The sequence below is a fragment of the Mucilaginibacter sp. dw_454 genome (assembly GCF_018449775.1).
Taxonomy (GTDB): Bacteria; Bacteroidota; Bacteroidia; order Sphingobacteriales; family Sphingobacteriaceae; genus Mucilaginibacter.
The window spans coordinates 61885-79007 of sequence record NZ_JAAVVB010000009.1 but is presented as its reverse complement, the minus strand read 5'-3'; the positions used below and the strand labels follow the sequence as shown (position 1 = coordinate 79007).

The 17123-nt window shown below is 43.8% G+C and carries 16 protein-coding genes; 10 read left to right on the top strand and 6 right to left on the bottom strand.

All coding sequences use genetic code 11. The features are described from left to right. Positions 1-3: 3 nt before the first annotated feature. Both HB679_RS20205 and HB679_RS20200 read left to right on the top strand, forming a co-directional pair. Positions 4-897, top strand: a complete 894-nt coding sequence (locus HB679_RS20205; protein ID WP_214073848.1) for a hypothetical protein — start codon at positions 4-6, stop codon at positions 895-897. 48 nt (positions 898-945) lie between these two features. Continuing rightward, positions 946-1875 (top strand): metallophosphoesterase, encoded by a 930-nt coding sequence (locus HB679_RS20200; protein ID WP_214073847.1) that lies wholly within the window; start codon positions 946-948, stop codon positions 1873-1875. Between the two features lie 96 nt (positions 1876-1971). Here the strand turns inward: HB679_RS20200 and HB679_RS20195 are convergent, their stop codons facing one another. After that, on the bottom strand, positions 1972-3357 hold the full coding sequence (locus tag HB679_RS20195) for a S41 family peptidase (protein WP_214073846.1): 1386 nt from the start codon (positions 3355-3357) through the stop codon (positions 1972-1974). Between the two features lie 195 nt (positions 3358-3552). On the opposite strand from HB679_RS20195, the gene HB679_RS20190 reads away from it, so the two are divergent. The 3 genes from HB679_RS20190 (at position 3553) to HB679_RS20180 (ending at position 5795) form a co-directional block, all read left to right on the top strand. Further along, the gene (locus HB679_RS20190) at positions 3553-4371 is read left to right on the top strand and encodes an SDR family NAD(P)-dependent oxidoreductase (RefSeq protein ID WP_214073845.1); all 819 of its coding nucleotides are present in this window, start codon (positions 3553-3555) and stop codon (positions 4369-4371) included. A gap of 66 nt (positions 4372-4437) precedes the next feature. Then, positions 4438-5328, top strand: a complete 891-nt coding sequence (locus tag HB679_RS20185) for an AraC family transcriptional regulator (protein ID WP_214073844.1) — start codon at positions 4438-4440, stop codon at positions 5326-5328. 53 nt (positions 5329-5381) lie between these two features. Beyond that, the gene (locus HB679_RS20180; protein ID WP_214073843.1) at positions 5382-5795 is read left to right on the top strand and encodes a hypothetical protein; all 414 of its coding nucleotides are present in this window, start codon (positions 5382-5384) and stop codon (positions 5793-5795) included. A gap of 6 nt (positions 5796-5801) precedes the next feature. On the opposite strand, the gene HB679_RS20175 is transcribed toward HB679_RS20180, so the two are convergent. Beyond that, on the bottom strand, positions 5802-6362 hold the full coding sequence (locus HB679_RS20175; protein ID WP_214073842.1) for a histidine phosphatase family protein: 561 nt from the start codon (positions 6360-6362) through the stop codon (positions 5802-5804). A gap of 180 nt (positions 6363-6542) precedes the next feature. Between HB679_RS20175 and HB679_RS20170 the strand changes: the two genes are divergently transcribed. Together HB679_RS20170 and bla are read left to right on the top strand one after the other, a co-directional pair. After that, the gene (locus tag HB679_RS20170; protein ID WP_214073841.1) at positions 6543-8843 is read left to right on the top strand and encodes a GH92 family glycosyl hydrolase; all 2301 of its coding nucleotides are present in this window, start codon (positions 6543-6545) and stop codon (positions 8841-8843) included. 104 nt (positions 8844-8947) lie between these two features. After that, on the top strand, positions 8948-9814 hold the full coding sequence (bla, locus tag HB679_RS20165) for a subclass B3 metallo-beta-lactamase (protein WP_214073840.1): 867 nt from the start codon (positions 8948-8950) through the stop codon (positions 9812-9814). Positions 9815-9823: 9 nt separating this feature from the next. Here bla and HB679_RS20160 read toward each other — a convergent pair whose 3' ends face one another. Beyond that, positions 9824-10957, bottom strand: a complete 1134-nt coding sequence (locus HB679_RS20160) for an acyltransferase (RefSeq protein ID WP_214073839.1) — start codon at positions 10955-10957, stop codon at positions 9824-9826. Positions 10958-11199: 242 nt separating this feature from the next. Between HB679_RS20160 and cysC the strand changes: the two genes are divergently transcribed. Continuing rightward, positions 11200-11745: an adenylyl-sulfate kinase gene (gene cysC, locus HB679_RS20155; RefSeq protein ID WP_214073838.1), complete on the top strand. Its 546-nt coding sequence runs from the start codon at positions 11200-11202 to the stop codon at positions 11743-11745. Further along, a complete protein-coding gene (locus tag HB679_RS20150) occupies positions 11721-12554 on the top strand; it encodes a hypothetical protein (protein ID WP_214073837.1) in 834 nt (277 codons plus the stop codon). The genes cysC and HB679_RS20150 overlap by 25 nt, the downstream gene beginning before the upstream one ends. A gap of 28 nt (positions 12555-12582) precedes the next feature. On the opposite strand, the gene HB679_RS20145 is transcribed toward HB679_RS20150, so the two are convergent. Beyond that, the gene (locus HB679_RS20145) at positions 12583-15468 is read right to left on the bottom strand and encodes a glycosyl hydrolase (RefSeq protein ID WP_214073836.1); all 2886 of its coding nucleotides are present in this window, start codon (positions 15466-15468) and stop codon (positions 12583-12585) included. Positions 15469-15743: 275 nt separating this feature from the next. Here HB679_RS20145 and HB679_RS20140 point away from each other — a divergent pair, with 275 nt between their 5' ends. Beyond that, positions 15744-16190: a DUF1572 family protein gene (locus tag HB679_RS20140; protein ID WP_214073835.1), complete on the top strand. Its 447-nt coding sequence runs from the start codon at positions 15744-15746 to the stop codon at positions 16188-16190. Here HB679_RS20140 and HB679_RS20135 read toward each other — a convergent pair. Continuing rightward, complete coding sequence (locus tag HB679_RS20135) at positions 16187-16597, bottom strand: SRPBCC domain-containing protein (protein WP_214073834.1); 411 nt, start codon at positions 16595-16597, stop codon at positions 16187-16189. The two genes, HB679_RS20140 and HB679_RS20135, sit on opposite strands and share 4 nt — an antisense overlap. A gap of 80 nt (positions 16598-16677) precedes the next feature. Then, positions 16678-17073, bottom strand: coding sequence for a hypothetical protein (locus HB679_RS20130; RefSeq protein WP_214073833.1), 396 nt, complete (start codon positions 17071-17073; stop codon positions 16678-16680). Positions 17074-17123: the final 50 nt, after the last annotated feature.

Genomic DNA, 17123 nt, shown 5'->3' with positions numbered 1-17123 from the left:
CAAATGAAACGTAGCGTAAAAAAATTCATACTTCAAACAGGGTTGCTATTAGCGGGAATTGTAATACCGTTTTGGGTGCTTTTTAAACTCGATTATTTGCCGGTGATTACCAGTTCCAGCATGTTTGATACCAAGATGATGATAGCACAGAAAAAACAAATGGGGCAAATAGATTTACTGGCTGTAGGTTCTTCTATGACGTTTTATCAGCTCAATTCACAGTTAATGGTTAACACCTTTCATCGCTCTTATTACAATTTGGCGTCGTGGGGTTTGCAAATGGGCGATATTAAGTTATTGCTGGGTGCTTTCATTCCTCAATACCGGCCGCATTACGTAATAATCTGCTCTTCCGTTGGAGATTTTAGTCGATCACCTAATGCTTCCTATCATAATTTTGCCGATGCCCCTCTGTTCATGCGTCGGCATATGCCCGAACTATTTTATTTTAAGAATTTTAGCTCGATAAGGCATATCATCAGAACTAAAAAAGATGCCTATCCTATTGTTTTTGATGCCTGGGGCGGGGCACAAATAAAAGTAGATCCCCGCAATGATCTTCATATAAAATTACCTTTCCCTACGGTGTACACGCCTGCTGCGTACCGCTCGCTTGACAGCCTGGCCGGTATGCTGGCGCTAAACAATATCAAATTAATATTTATAGAGACGCCTATCCGTCAATCAGAAATTGATGCGGCAACCAAACAGCATTATCAGCAGCATTTCGCACGCTGCAGCGACATAGTTACACGGCATAGCGGCACTTACCTCAATTACTACAATCCGTCAGTTTTTACAGACAGCCTTTTTGCTGACAACTATCACCTGAACCATAAGGGCGCTACGATATTTTCAGCAATGGTTGTACGTGGATTGAAAGGGATTGTCCGTTAATACAATATACTATCAGGCAATTAATTTAGTTGATAACCGTTTAAATAAATGCGCTGTGCATTTAGCAAATTAATATTTATAACGGTTGGACTTGCCCTATCGTTTGTAGCCACGGCACAAACTAAATCGCCGGTGATTGCGTTTGCCAGCGATACCCAGGAACCCATGTGGATTGAGAAATTGTTCTTGAAACAAGACCACAACCTGCAGGCTACTAAAATGATCTTTAAAGATGTAGATACGCTGCGCCCGGCTGCTTTATTCATATTGGGCGACGTTGTTTCATTAGGTAAAAGCAAAGCTGCCTGGAGTAATATAGACAAATATATCACGCAACTGCGTAAAGATTCGATACCGGTATTTGCGACACTAGGCAACCATGAAGTGATGTTTAATGCGGCCAAAGGCACCCAAAATTTTCTCCGTCGCTTTCCTTTATATAAGCCCGCAGGTTACGCAGAGATAGTAGATTCTGTGGCTGTGGTATTGCTCAACTCAAATTTTGCGACCATGAACAGCGTTGAAATTACAGCGCAAGACAGCTGGTATAAACAAGAGCTTACTGCGTTAGACAAAGATCCGGCTGTGAAATTGATTATCGTCGGGTGTCATCATTCACCTTATACCAATAGCACGATCGTAAATCCGTCTGTTTTGGTCCAGCAACATTTTGTTGAGCCTTTTCAGCACGCTGCCAAATGTGTGTTATTCGCTTCGGGGCACTCGCATAATTACGAACGATTTAAGGTAAAGGGCAAAGACTTTTTGGTGATCGGGGGCGGCGGAGGACTACATCAACCATTGAGGGCTAATAACGACCTCATGCATGACCTTTCTGCCGATTATAAACCCGCATTTCATTATCTTAAAATCAGCCGCCTGGGAAACACCTTACAGGTAACCTCCCGAGAATTAAAATCAGATTTTTCCAGATTTCAGGATGGATTTTCTTTTTCTATAAACAGCGCTTCACATTAATAAATCCATAGCCGTTTTTAGCTAAAAAAAAGCCCCAAATCTTTCGATTGGAGGCTTTATAAATTAATAGCTACAATACAAATACTGGAAAGCTATCTATACCTTTTTAAGTGGCTGCCCCGCCGCAGATATAATACCGTTTCCTAAAAGTGTTTTGCGGGTTAGGCTTTCCATTTTACCGGCCGCGTCGCGATGGATATAAACACGAGAGGCATTAGGGCCAATATTGGCGTTTAAGCCGGTAATTACCAGTACGTCGGGTTTAACTTCTTTCATCACATAGCTTTCAACCGGCTTGCCGGGTTCGGTTCGGTTCCATAACAAATCGCCCTTAACATAGGTAATGGTAATATTACTGGTGTATTTACCAACCAGGTCGCCGTATTTACTTTTCATGTTGACGGCGGCATTTGCCGGGATATTGCCATCGTCGATCATCCATTGCGCGGCCGCTTTTTGTACAGTATCAGTTGAATTTTCAAGGATATCCTTCAATATTAATTTATGCGTTGCTGCAAGAGCGTCGTCTTTGCCAATTTCTACATTGGGCACTACACCAACGCCCTCCCAACCTGTATTATCATGCGGACCCACAACCATTTTAAGTGGCACAAATGCCACCAAATTGTCTTTTAGTGCCACATTGCTGCCCGCAATGCCGGCGCCTGCACTGGTATCGCCTACTATGGTGGCGCGTTTTAGCTGCTGCATCGCGTAAGCAAAACCTTCAGAGGCAGAACCGGTGCCTCGGCCGGTTAGGATATAAACCTTGGCGTCGGGCATGTGCCTGCCGGGTACGTAAGAATAGGTCCACTCCTGCTCGTCTTGTTTACGATCCTTATAAAATCCGTTCAGGTAAAATTGCTCACGTCCCGTAGGATAAAAATACGATGCCAGGAAACGACCCATTTGCCCTGTACCGCCCGGGTTGTGCCGAACGTCAAGAATGACGTATTTACTATAAGCGCACATATTCATGCTTGCCGCCGCCATATCAAATGCTTCTTGCGAACCCAGGAATGGGCCGGGTATTTCTACATAAGCAGTTGAAGTGGCACCATCTATCTCTACTCTTTTAAATCCGTAGTTGGCTCTTTCGTTCGAGTTATCCTCTGCTGTTGCCCTGATACTTCTTCTTTCGCGCGGCTCGGTCATACTTTTATAAGATGCCTCGTTGCGGCTAACGCGCAGGTGCACATCTTTATGGGTTTTGCGCATATCGGCGGTAAGCTTCGCGGCAAGCTCTTCTTCCGTCAAATTATTATAGTGGCCGTCGGCCTCATTTTTAAGCAGGTCCTCTTTGTATTTCGCGCTTATTTCGGGGAATGGGTATACCTCTACCAGTCTGTCGGCAAGCTTGGTAACTATTTCGTGCCTGTCGGCATCGCTTACCGTTTGTGAGAATGAGGGTAGATTGCATACCAGCAGCAGTACGCCTATACATAGCGCCACACAATATTGTTTAGTCGGATTAGATTTCATGTAATGGGTTAAATGTGATTAGTTAATTATAAACAAATATAACGTCCTCCTACCTCAATACAAACCTTGTCTGTGTAACGCTTTCCTGACGGGAGCCTTCACCATCAGGTAAAAATGTATCAGTGTTCCCTACTTCTGTATAAATCTGGCTCATGCCAGCCCACTAACTTTGTCTCAACAAAAAACATTAAAACAATGGCAAAAACAATTTTTATTACCGGCGCCTCACGTGGCTTCGGTAAATTATGGGCCGAGGCATTATTACAGCGCGGCGATAAAGTAGTAGCAACAGCGCGTGACTTAAGTTCACTCGACGATTTGGTAAGCAAATATGGCGACAACATTTTGGCCTTACAGTTAGACGTTAACAACCGTGAAGCCGGCTTTGCAGCGGTTGCAAAAGCAAAAGAGCATTTTGGCAGTATTGATGTACTGATTAACAATGCGGGTTACGGTTTATTCGGGGCGATAGAAGAAAATACCGAGAAAGAAGCCCGCGAACAAATGGAAACTAATTTCTTTGGTTTGCTATGGCTTACACAAGCTATCATACCGGTTATGCGCGAACAGGGACATGGACACATCATCCAGCTTTCAAGCGTTTTAGGACTAATTACTATACCTATGTTGGGCTTGTATAATGCGTCTAAATTTGCGGTAGAAGGTTTAAGCGAGACGTTAGCTACCGAGGTGAAAGGCTTTGGCATTAACGTTACCCTGATAGAGCCAAACGGATTTGCAACCGATTGGTCTGGCGCTTCTGCGGCACAGTCCGTGGCGATGCCAGAATATGATGCACTAAAAGCAGCTTCTGCAACAGGCAGACCAGACGATATGTGGGGTGTCCCTGAAGCAACAACCGAAGCTGCATTAAAATTGATCGATAGTGAAAATCCTCCGTTGCGTTTATTACTTGGTAAATATGCTTACCCATGGATTAAACCAAACTATGAAAACCGCTTTAATGAGTGGAATGATTGGGCTGACGTATCGGCAGCAGCGCACGGCAAATAACAAATGGTATTATAATGACATGATCTGCACTTAAATACAGTGCAGATCATTTTACTTTGTATAATTATGCAGCACTTTAAAAATTTAGCCGACATGCACCGTTTCAGTGGTTTCCCCATGCCGGAGAATCCTTTGTTCAGCGTTTACCGGTGTACCAAAACCTGTATGTTGGGGGGCAGGGAGTTTACCTCTGATTTTTACATGATCGGGTTTAAAAAACTGAAGTCGGGCATGGTCATGTACGGGCGCACTAAATACGACCATGATAACGGGAGCATGATATTTGTAAAGCCGCGACAGATCATCGAGTTTCAAAGTGTGGAATTTGAAGAGGACGCCTTCATCATATTTATTCATGAAGATTTTCTGAATGGCCATGCGCTGCATAATGAAATGGCCAAATATGCCTTTTTTGATTACGAGGCTAACGAGGCGCTGCACTTATCGCCCAAAGAAGAAGAAATAGTGTGGGACCTTTTCTTTAAGATAGATGCCGAATACCGAAGCAATACTGATGAATACAGTCGCGACATTATTTTGGCGCATATTGATTCGATGCTGAAATACTCGCAGCGCTTTTACAAGCGTCAGTTTATTAACCGGGCCGATCTTTCTGGCAAAACCGTGTCGAAATTTAATGATGCGCTGGCCGCCTATTTCAAAAAAGGACTACTGGTTACCCAGGGATTGCCTACGGTTGCCGCATTAGCGTCGCAACTTAATCTATCGTCCCGCTATTTGAGTGATTTACTAAAACAGGAAACCGGCAAAACTGCCATGGAACTGATACACATTTACCTGGTAAGCGAGGCCAAGAACCGCCTGATGCAAAACGATCAGAATGTTTCTGAAATAGCGTATGAGCTTGGCTTTGAAAACCTGCCTTATTTTTCAAGGCTCTTTAAAAAGGAAACGGGTATCAGCCCTAATCAATTTAAAAAGCAGTTGATGAATTGAGAAACATTAATTTTCTCAATATTAGTACCGCGATAAATACAGATCGCAACCAAATGACAACAGTTGACAAACAAGTAACGATATCTGATAAAGCAGAATTAACTTTTGAGGCGCGTCTAATAGCCTCCGGAGATGGGTATATAGCAAACATTGAACTACTGTCGGAAGAGATTAACTTTTATAAGATAGAGGGATATGATCTTTTGGATTCTTTTACCAAACTCCGACAACTTCTCGAAGAAAAGCAACTTTTTATATTATGCCAGGGCGCCGCAAAGAATGTCCATGCATCAGGAATGGCACGGGATATGAGTTTTGGACTTAAGGCTTATTCGCTCGAACTCAACAAAAAAGCTTCGCTGGACCAATTGGTGGAAATATTTGATCCCGCCCCAATAGAAATAGTTTGTTCTATAGAAGAACAACGTGCTTTTCTTGAAAAGTGGATTGCAAGCCCTAAATATTAGCTGGCGTTAAAACGCGCAATTCCCCGAAGGGTGGATATTCTGAACGTCTTTGGTCAGCGTCCGTTGATTGCCTTTGATGGTCACTATCCATAAACTGTCAAAATCGTCGCCTTTCCATTTTAGTTTTTTGGTATCCACATCAAGCGCTTTGATGATACCTGAAATGTTATCGTGCTCCCAAACCACCAGCACGGTGCCTGTCTTTTTCAGAATATTAGCCGCCAGTTGCGCGGTTTCATCGGTATCATAATTGGTATTGATAGCCAGGTTATATTTTATAGCTAGTGGCGATATAGTCTCTGTCATCCGCAGGCTTTTGGTAACCTTGCCCGTTGATGGTGCAGGCACATACAGGTAATCAGGCACACCAAATTTAGCTTTGATAACTGCGGGCAGTTTCAGGGCCCGGTCGAAACCAGCGCAAGAAAGATTGTCCCCCTGATTTGGTTTTTCTGCATGGCGCAAAATGATGATCCGTAGCCCCTGCTGGGCAAACAGCGGCGAAATAGCTATCGTAGTAAAAGCAAAAATCAATAAAAATCTGTGTAGGTATGGTTTGATGGTCATGGTGGATAGATCTTTAATGATTCAATATAACTTTTTATTTGCCGCAATGTTCGGGTATATCCAAATAAACATGTGGCATATAGCCGCAAGCAAATTATATTTGGCAATAAAATAATTACTTATCTGGCTATAAAACCTACTTTGCTTAGCGTAAATTGCGGTATTAATTAAAACTAAGCAATGAAACGATCGCTAATATTCTTCTTTCTCTTTTCATCCTCATTGATCTATGCGCAAACCGCCAAACAAAAGGGCTATGTGCAATATGTAAACCCTTTTATAGGTACAGGTGCCGTGGATACCAATAGCCTTTCAGGCAGTAATTTTCCCGGGCCTACCAGGCCATTCGCCTTCGTGCAACTAAGCCCGGACACCCGCGACGCACCGGACGATCCGGCATCGGGCTATGACCATAATGATAAAACTATCGTCGGCTTTAGCCATACGCATTTAAGCGGTACAGGCGTGGCCGATCTGTTTGACGTTTTAATGATACCAACAACCGGCGATGTAAAACTGAATCCCGGAAATGCTAAAATTGCCAGAAGCGGTTATCGCTCTGCATTTTCGCACGACCAGGAAAGCGCACGCCCGGGCTATTACCAGGTAATGCTGCAAGATTACGGTATCAACGCAGAATTAACATCAACATCGCATGTAGGCCTGCATCGCTATACCTTTCCGGCCAGTAAGCAAGCCCATATCGTGATTGATATGGACCATACACTCGATAAAAAACGCAATTACTGGGAATGCCGCGTTATCGCCGGCGAAATAAAGGTAATTGATAACCATACGATAGAAGGTTACCGGGTACTTACCGGCTGGGCAAGGTTACGTAAAGTATATTTCCACGCCGTATTTTCAAAACCGTTTGACAGTGTATTAATGGCTAACGGCGGCCAAAAACCGCATGCCACTAATTTATTGAATGGCACGGCGGTAAAAGCGGCTTTAAATTTCAGCACTGCAGATAAAGAACAGGTTTTGGTAAAAGTAGCACTATCATCAGTAAGTATTGAAAACGCCCGCATGAATATGGCGGCAGAAGTACCGGGCTGGGGTTTTGACGAAGTAAGCCAGCAAAGCGGCGACGAGTGGGAAAAAGAACTGGGCAAAATTAAAGTAGAAGGCACGCTGGAGCAAAAGCAGATCTTTTATACCGGTTTGTATCATGCGTTTACTCAGCCAAATAATACTGCCGATGTAAACGGCGACTACCAGGCAACGGATATGACTATCCGTAATGCGCCAGATAAAGTGCAGTATTCTACCTTCTCACTATGGGATACTTACCGCGCCGCGCATCCGCTATATACTTTTATCCAGCCGGAAAAAAGTGCAGGCTTTATTAATAGCATGATCAGGCAACAAGAAAGCTATGGTTACTTACCTATCTGGCAATTATGGAACGATGAGAATTATTGTATGATTGGCAATCACGCCATCCCGGTTATTGTTGATGCGATATTAAAAGGCATCCCCGGTATTGATGCCGAGAAAGCTTACGCAGCAGTAAAGGCTTCGTCGGTTACAGATCACCCCGGTTCTCCGTTTACGGCTTGGGAGAAGTATGGCTATATTCCGGAGGATGTGGAATCGCAATCGGTATCTATCACTGTCGAAATGGCTTATGACGATTGGTGTGTTGCTCAACTGGCTAAAAAGCTGGGCAAAACTGCCGACTACGAGCATTTCATGAAGCGTTCGACTTTTTACAAGAACTTATATAACCCAAAAACAGGTTTCTTCCAGGCCCGTAATAAAGACGGCAAGTGGTTAACACCATTCGACCCGTTGAATTATGGCGGTAACGGCGGCAGCCCATACACCGAGGCTAATGCCTGGCAATACAGCTGGTACGTGCCGCAAAACGTGCCCGACCTGATCAATTTAATGGGCGGCGAAAAAGGATTCACCGCAAAACTGGATACCTTCTTCACCCTAAAAAACAAACCCGGCGACGTTAACGGCAATGCTTCAGGTTTTATTGGCCAATATGCTCATGGTAATGAGCCTAGCCACCATATTGCTTATTTGTATGACTATGCAGGCAAGCCTTGGAAAACGCAATTTTACGTTTCAAAAGTATTGAATGAGCTGTATAATAACTCATTTTCAGGCTATGCCGGTAATGAAGATTGCGGCCAGATGTCGTCATGGTATATTTTTAGTTCGATGGGCTTTTACCCGGTAAATCCGGCCAACGGTATTTATGCCATTGGCTCACCGATATTGAAAAATGCGTCGATGGTTTTATCCAACGGCAAAACCTTCAGCATGTCTGTTAAAAATCCCGGTAAAGAAAACATCTATATCCAATCTGTAAAGCTAAATGGTAAAGCTTATAATAAAACATATATCACCCAAAATGATATCATGAACGGTGCTACGCTTGAATTTACCATGGGTACCAAGCCAAATATGTCATGGGGTACTAAGGCAGGCGACGAGCCGCCTATGTCGGGTTATCAGAATTAAAAAAACTAAAAAAAGCCCCGGGTCGAAAAGATTCGGGGCTTTTTTGCGTTTGATAAATTTATAAAATTTAAATTTCGACTTTTAGTTACCCACCTATCTTCTTTATGAAAAAGGTCTTATTATTCATCAGTTTATTATGCGCCGGCGGTTTAGCACAGGCTCAAAAAGTAGTAGAACCTAATACATCTAAACATCAGGAATGGTCAAAACCCTATCCTCCGTTTCAAATAGCGGGTAACCTTTATTACGTGGGGACTTATGATCTGGGTTGTTATCTGATTGTAACGCCCAAGGGCAATATCCTCATCAATACCGGGCTTGCGGCCTCTGCGCCTTTAATTAAAAAGAGCGTTGAGACTTTAGGCTTTAAATTTTCTGACATCAAGATATTGTTAACTACACAAGCACATTTTGACCATATGGGTGCAATGGCCACAGTGAAGAAGATGACCGGCGGAAAACTGATGGTGGATGCCGGAGATGCCCAGGTGCTAACCGATGGCGGCCGTTCTGATTACGCCATGGGCGGGACGGTGAGCGTTTACCAACCGGTAAAGGCCGACAAACTTTTGCACGACGGTGATACCGTAAAACTGGGCGGCATGAACCTGCTGATGCTTCATCACCCGGGACATACCAAAGGGTCTTGCAGTTTTTTGTTTGATGTAAAAGACAGCAGGCGGAAATACCGGGTACTGATTGCCAATATGCCTACCATCATTACCGATCAGAAATTTTCGGAAGTAACTGCCTATCCTAACATCCAGAAAGATTACGCTTATACCTTGAATTCGTTAAAGCATTTACATTTCGATATCTGGCTGGCCACGCACGGCAGCCAGTTTGATTTGCTTAAAAAACACAAACCAGGCAGTGCTTATAACCCAGCCGCTTTTATAGATAAAAAGGGCTATTATGCCGAACTTGATGGATTACAAAAGGAGTTTGATAAAAAGGTAAGCGGTAAGTAAGTCAACCGCTTATCTTCCCAAAACTTTATCCCTGATCCGCAATGAAGGTTTTTCGATTACATATCTAAGCACCAGCGCGCCCGCTATACAACATACAATGCTGCATAACATCATTACATTGCTGTTCTTATCCATCCCGGTTTTATCAAGGAGGTGTTGTGTAAGATGGATGATCAGTTTATGCGTGAGGTAAATACCGTAAGACAGCATGGCGATTTGCCTGGTGAGCCAAGATTTTACGTCGTAAAATACGTTAGCCGGACAAACTATCGCAGCCACAATCAATCCGTAACTGATAGCAATTAACGGGTAGCCCCAAATGGTTGTTCTGAAAGTTGCCTGCGGTGTACAAATAAAGCAAGCCGGTATTAATAATAATACCCCCGCTACCATAATGATATTGCTTCGTTTATTGATCCAATCTCTAATATTTGGATAAAAGTTATACAAACCCGCAATGCTAACACCCGCAAGCAAGGCATCTAAACGATTATAAGTTGGGTAGTATATAAATTCATTAAAAAGGGCGCCAAAGTTGTCGCTCTTTAAGTTGGGCGCCATCCACAATTGCCAGTTCATGTATCTGATAGCGAATCCGCAGAGAAACAGTACCAAAATCAAGTAAGCTGCTTTTTTACCCGCTTTTAGATAACTAAGCAACAAAATGATCAAAGGCAGTACCAGGTAAAATTGCTCTTCGACGCAAAGCGACCATGAATGGGTAAAAGTGCCAATGTGCGAAACATCTAAGCCAAAGTTTGTAGTGAAAGTAAGGTATCGCCATAAGGGCGCCATGTGGTCCCGTTCGCGCAAAACGGGGAAAGCAATATACAAGCAAAGCATCACCAGGTAAGGTGGAATGATCCTGAAAAACCGTTTTGTAAAAAACTCTTTTAAAGAAATGGGCTTGCCTTTGGCAATAGTTGCGAACAATTGCCCGGCAATTAAAAATCCACTTAAAACAAAAAACAGATCTACGCCGGTCCACCCAAAATCGCCGAGTTTATTTACCCAATCCGGGTGGCCAAATTGCCGGTAATGAAACAGCACCACATAACAGATAGCAAATGCCCTTAGATGGTCTAATCCTAACAGTTTGTGTTTATCAGAAATGTCAGGCGTGGGCGTGGATGGTGGCTTCAACTGTCTTGGAATTTGCTTGTAATGTAAGTAAAAGCGCTGACAATCGTTCGGCGTATAGAATTTTGCATAATGCCAACCGGTAAAAACACCTATTGGTCGACACAACCATGCTATTGGTCGATATCTGGCTATGTAACAATAATAAGGCTTAAGCTGTGCGCGTTAAACTTTTATCTAATTTAATGGTTTATAATAGCAACTGACGATGAGTCATTACTTATTAACATAAAGGTCGTCTACTTATGATTCTACTACTTTGTGGCCTTTCGGGCGCAGGAAAAACTACTTTGGCTAAGAGCGTAAAAAAACTTTTAGCACAACAGCAAATCCCTTCCGAAATTATTGACGGGGATGATTACCGTCAGCATCTGTTTAAAGAACTGGGCTTCAGCGAAGATGATCGTATAGAGAATGTACGGCGCCTGGCCTTTATAGCCGGCAAGCTTTCTGCACATGGCATTGTTACCATTATAAGCGCTATTAATCCATATGAGCATATCAGGCAGGAAATATCGTTTATATACCCCAATGTTAAAACCGTACATGTTAACTGCAGCATAGATAACCTGATTTGCAGAGATACCAAAGGCCTGTATAAAAGGGCTTTGTTAGCAGATGGGCACCCCGATAAATTATATAATTTAACCGGCGTTAATGACCGGTTTGATGTACCAGAGAACCCCGATCTGTGTATTCATACCGACCAAAGCCCCATCGAACAGTGCACAGAAACACTATTTAACTTTATTGTACAAAACGGGGTATGCGCAGAGAAAATAAAATCCTGATCATTGCCGGCATGCACCGGTCGGGGACTTCATTGATAACCCATTGGCTATACAATTGCGGTTTAAATGTTGGCGAAGACTTAGCCGGCGCCGGTGCGGGTAATATTGAAGGACATTATGAAGATCTTGATTTTTTAAGGCTTCATGAAGATGTACTGCAAGCCAATAATTTGTCAAAAGAGGGTTACGTCGATCAGCCTGCTGTTGAGATGCCCTCCTATTATAAAACTAAGCTGCAAAAACTCATCGAGTTTAAAAACGAGGTGAGCGAACAATGGGGATGGAAAGAACCCAGAACCTGCCTGTTCTTGGATGAATACAGAGAACTCATTCCGGGCGCTTATTACCTCATCATTGTAAGGGCCTTTGGCGCCAGTGTAAACTCGCTCATACAACGCGAGTTTAAAAACATGGAACTTAAATACTTAAAGCGCAAATGGCCAGCGCGATGGGTATGGAACCACATCAGAAGGCCCAAAAGGCTTAAAGCGTACTACCAATTACATGCTGAAGATTTTTTAAATACCTGGATAGCTTATAACGAAGCTATCATCAATACCATAAAAACTTTACCTAAAAACAGGTTTATAGTTACCGATTCAAATTTACTATGCACCGCAGAAAACAGTGTGTTTAGCCATCTGATTGACGACTGGCATTTTGATTTAAAATTTTACGATTTCAACAAGGTATACAAGAGCCAGCTATTAAGCCGGGAAACCGATATTATTCCCTTTGTAAAAAACAAAGCAGTGATTGATAAAGCGCAAAAGCTGGAAGCCAAATTAAGGGGCTATATGGTTGTTTAGCATTTGACTGTCTGCTCCAAATATCTTCTCAATCCCTCCCCTGGTAAACCTTAACTGGCCCAATCAAGCCCGACTCCAACAATGGCGTGTTCGCATTCAACATATCAAAACGGAACACTTCATGGGTTTTGGTGAGCCTTTTGTTTACCGGCAGGCTCAGGTCATGCACAACGCGGTTGGCCCATAGGTTAACCACTTTAACTTCCAGAAGGTTGCCTGTAGGTTTTACTGCGCCGGTAATGTCTACACGCCATGGTGCGCACCATAAAATGCCTAGTTTCTTTCCGTTTACGCTTACTTCGGCTACATCCTTAACATCGCCAAGATCAAGAAACAGCCTTCCTGATTTAGGCGTGCTTTTAAGATCAAAGGTTTTGGTATAAGTAGCTGCGCCCGAGTAATATTTGATGCCTTCTTCGGGCCTCGCGGTCCAACTGATGAGTTCGGGGAAAGTAGTCTTTATGGGGCCGCCCCATGCCGGATCGAACGCGGCCGTCCATGAACCTTCTAATTTGCCTAGCTCAGTTAAAGTCGGGAAATTTCTTTCTGCCGATCCGTTGGCGTCCGCGGCTATTGGTTTACGAAAGACTACAAAATAAGAGCCGAATTTATCCATTGTCAAAGGCAAGGTGGTACAACCGTTAACTTGATGATATGATTTCGCCGCGACAGATTTACCAGTTAAAGCGTCCCAAATCTCTGGCTGTTTGCCGGCAACTCTAAATGTAAAATCGCGCTGTTGGTGCTGATCTGTCCGGTTGACTACAAAGTATATTTCGGTATTACCGTTTTTTCTGTGGATATAATCAAACAGGTCAGGGTCTTCCACTTGTCCGGCAAAAGAAAAGTCCGGAGCAACACCATCGGCAGTTAAGATATCTTTGGCTGATTTACCCCAAATGATACGTCCTTTTCCTAAGTGGCGCTCGGTATGGGTTTTGCCGTCCAGGTCACCCCATATCTCTGCGGCTATCTTTTTAACCAGCACATCGCTCTCAGGATACCCCTTCAATTCAGCAGACATATCGGGCGGGGCGCCAACAACAGTTGCACCCGCCATGATCAACGCCTTTAGCTTCCTGATCACCGGCAATGACATAGCGGTAGACGGGGTAGACGATACCGACAAGCTTTGATATGAACCAACCTCATTAGCTATTTGTGCCGATGGCGAAACGCAATTTTGCAGCACCAACAATTTATAACTCATGCCATCTGGTAATACAATACGGTTATTCTTCACGCTCATCCGGGTCAGCAATACTTCAGGGTTGCTGTAGTCGCAATCATAGCCGGGGCCAAGGTCGGCAATGGTGTATTTAGGCGGCGCCAAAAGCGGTGGCCGCTCGCCCAGATAAAAACAAACATCGCCCACAAAATTACCCTGCTGCAGCATATATTGGCAGCGCGACAGATAACTAAAAAATGCCGGCGACTGCTCCCACCAGGTAATGTTGGGTGTAAAATGTTGCCCGGCGCAATACTCGTATCCCGGCTTCCCGTCAGACGGTGGCTGGCAGGTAGCCGCATGCAACATGAACCGATTGATGCCCTCGCAAAAAGCATCGTTTGCATAAGGTTTCAAATCACCCGGGCCAAGGCTCCAGTGGGTACCGTCCTTCTCCTGCTCGGTAAAAGCTTCTGCTTCGGCCTGGCGCTTGCCATACATATGCGCAGCAGTTGCGGTTTGTTTAAGATTAAGTCGCTCCCTGCGGTTTTTATTATATCCACCGGGTGCATTGCGGTTTCCATTCACCCAAAATTCGCCCGCGAGGATGTCGCAGTGGCCAAAGTTTTTCAGCACGTCCTGTGGTGGGATATCATTGGGGCCGCCGGCTTCGTTACCTACTTTCAGGCCATGTTTATGGCACAGCTCTTCAAAATGCCCGTAATAGTTTTCTGCAATACAATCCTGTATGGTACGGTCAAAATCATCGCGGAAACGCGTAGATACATCTGCATTAACAACATTAAATCCGGCTAAAGCAGGCATATAGGCTTTCAGATCATAACCTCTGAATTTTTTAAACTGGTTGGCAAAATCCTGTGTCCAGGTTAGTTTTCCGCATTCCCAGCTGTCAGACCATAAATAATCCAGGTGGCCGCCTGCTTTTTTAGCTTCGGCCAAAACGGTATTACCCAGGTGAGAGAAATAATCGTCTAAAGCTGCACGGCTTAAATAATCTATTTCGTAGCCTTCGCCGCCTTTAAAAGTGTCTCCTTCGGGGTAGGCTTTCCATTTGCTCCAGGGGTGCCCCGTAAGGGTATAGCCTGTTCGTAAAATCACCCAATTTCCGGCCGGCACATCCCAATCAAAATGGCCGCTTGTATTTAGCTTCGCGGTTAAGTCTATAATGTTTTTGGGGTCGATCCCTTCATTGCCCTCAGGTACCTTGAAAGCCTGCACCATAATGTCATGATAATAACCTTCTACAATTTCTGGCTGTGGCAGGGCTGCCGAGAATTTGGTGGGGCCAGATACTTTCACTTGTGCCGACACTACCTTTTTCATGGCATTGTCTTTAGTTACCGACGGCCCCATCATTGTCCACCCGCCGGCAAGATTAAACCCAATTTCAATATGTAATCTTTTTGCCTCGCTTACCGCATGGCGAAACAGTGCGCGCCATTCGGGGCCCAAAAATGTCACGCCGGGCAGGGGTTCTTTGCCGGCATAACCGCCGTTACAGATGAGGTTAACGCCGCTGATGCCTTTGGCTTTAAACTGCTCCAGATCGCGTGTAATGCCTTCTTTAGTTACCCGGTTATAGATCCAAAACCAGTAAACTCTTGATTTTGCCGAATCGGGCGGTGTGCGAAATAAAGTTAGCAGGGTATCCTTACTTGAATTATGTTTTTTTACAGGTAACTTTTTTTGCTGCGCGATGCTGATGTCCGCAAAAAAAAATATCAAAAGGGCTGATAAAGCTATCAAAAAGTTTAATCGTCGAAACGGAACGCTGCTCATAAAACGAAAATTTTCTCGCATCCACCTAATAGTGATAAATAGACGGAACGATAGTACGGTAAACAGTCAAATAATTGGTTAGCGTAAATATGTTAATACTTGCGTGGTGTAAAAGTAAATACTATTTATAGCTATCCGTCCTGTACTGTCTTATTCGGCGATGCGTTTTAATGTAAAATGCGAATTTACTGTCGTAATTTGGTTACTAAAACATTCATGTTATGCTTAACGACATCCTTGCGACTTTTTACGAGCGAGACATTTACAAATTGATAGAAGAGGTTAACCTATTTAAAGACGAACGCAATCTTTGGCGCACACAGGGATCAATAACTAACCCGGCCGGCAATTTAGTTCTGCATTTGATTGGCGGCTCAAATTTCCATATCGGCACAACGCTTGGCCACACTGGTTACGTACGCAACCGCGATATGGAGTTTACGCAAAAAGATGTTCCCAAAGAACATTTAATAGCAGAACTCGAAAAACTCATTACTACCATCAGACAGACTTTGGGGTCGCTTACACTCAGAGACATGGAAGCCGACTTCCCGGGTTTTTTTGATAAGCCAGGCACGTCTACCACCTATGTATTAACGCAGTTATTACTCCATTTAAACTATCACCTGGGCCAAATAAACTACCTGCGAAGAAGTTTGGAGTATTAATTCGACTCGACATATTTTTTAAACGACTCTAACACCGCCCGGCAAAAATCGCGCTGCATAGCTACGGGGTCGGTGTCGTTGGGTTCAAAAGTTTCGGTGATCTTGACCATATCGCCAGCCTCAAAAGCAATGGTCGATTTGCGACCTTCATCGAGCGTATAAGTTATCAATTGATGGGGTATCACTTCATCATAGGTACCCGTATGGTCAAACATAAAACTGCCGTCTTTCAAACCCATGGTAAACAAAAACCGACCGCCGGGGCTTACATCATTCTCTACCGTTGGTGTATACCATTTGTCTGATACGTTGTTCCAGTGCTTGATGTCTTCGGGCGTTGTCCATAATTGCCACACCCTTTCGATAGATGCGTTGATTTCGACAGATACAGAGATAGGTTCACTCATCATTATTTGTTTTATCAAATTTAATAGGCATCAACCAAAAACCAGCAGGGCAAAAAAGACAATTTGCAGGGTCATTCCGGCTATTGGAAAGAAAAGTCGATCTCTTTATTCTGTTCGCCGGCGGCGATGGTGTCAATGTGCGATGACGTGCCTACGTTTTCAATACTATAATTAAATCCGGCAGATAACAGGCTATTATCATTAATCTTTTTTTCGAAAATCATCGCGCTCGCAGACTTTGGAATGTCCTTGATCTTCATGGTCGCCAGTGTCGAATCAAACAAGGTTTGGTTCGCCTTCTTGATAAAGATAGAAAATGTGATATCCTCGTCGTTATCCGAAAAGTCTTTTTGGGTATAAAGCTTAAATAGTATACTGCGAACGTTTTGAGGTTTTACGGTCGGGTCTTTTTTGGTGCAGGACGCTATCGATAGGATGGCAAATATCGCCACACATAAAGTAAATAGTTTTTTCATTGTGCGTTAATCGGTTGTTCCGATTACGCGATAGCCAAGCGCTCGGTTGC

Bases quoted from the DNA above. Each gene is read 5' to 3' on its own strand.
- HB679_RS20190 (WP_214073845.1), top strand. From the start codon at position 3,553: ATGGCAAAAACAATTTTTATTACCGGCGCCTCACGTGGCTTCGGTAAA.
- HB679_RS20150 (WP_214073837.1), top strand. From the start codon at position 11,721: ATGCGCAGAGAAAATAAAATCCTGATCATTGCCGGCATGCACCGGTCG.
- HB679_RS20205 (WP_214073848.1), top strand. From the start codon at position 4: ATGAAACGTAGCGTAAAAAAATTCATACTTCAAACAGGGTTGCTATTA.
- HB679_RS20130 (WP_214073833.1), bottom strand. From the start codon at position 17,073: ATGAAAAAACTATTTACTTTATGTGTGGCGATATTTGCCATCCTATCG.
- HB679_RS20185 (WP_214073844.1), top strand. From the start codon at position 4,438: ATGCAGCACTTTAAAAATTTAGCCGACATGCACCGTTTCAGTGGTTTC.
- HB679_RS20195 (WP_214073846.1), bottom strand. From the start codon at position 3,357: ATGAAATCTAATCCGACTAAACAATATTGTGTGGCGCTATGTATAGGC.
- bla (WP_214073840.1), top strand. From the start codon at position 8,948: ATGAAAAAGGTCTTATTATTCATCAGTTTATTATGCGCCGGCGGTTTA.
- HB679_RS20170 (WP_214073841.1), top strand. From the start codon at position 6,543: ATGAAACGATCGCTAATATTCTTCTTTCTCTTTTCATCCTCATTGATC.
- HB679_RS20175 (WP_214073842.1), bottom strand. From the start codon at position 6,362: ATGACCATCAAACCATACCTACACAGATTTTTATTGATTTTTGCTTTT.
- HB679_RS20200 (WP_214073847.1), top strand. From the start codon at position 946: ATGCGCTGTGCATTTAGCAAATTAATATTTATAACGGTTGGACTTGCC.
- HB679_RS20180 (WP_214073843.1), top strand. From the start codon at position 5,382: ATGACAACAGTTGACAAACAAGTAACGATATCTGATAAAGCAGAATTA.
- HB679_RS20135 (WP_214073834.1), bottom strand. From the start codon at position 16,597: ATGAGTGAACCTATCTCTGTATCTGTCGAAATCAACGCATCTATCGAA.
- cysC (WP_214073838.1), top strand. From the start codon at position 11,200: ATGATTCTACTACTTTGTGGCCTTTCGGGCGCAGGAAAAACTACTTTG.
- HB679_RS20140 (WP_214073835.1), top strand. From the start codon at position 15,744: ATGCTTAACGACATCCTTGCGACTTTTTACGAGCGAGACATTTACAAA.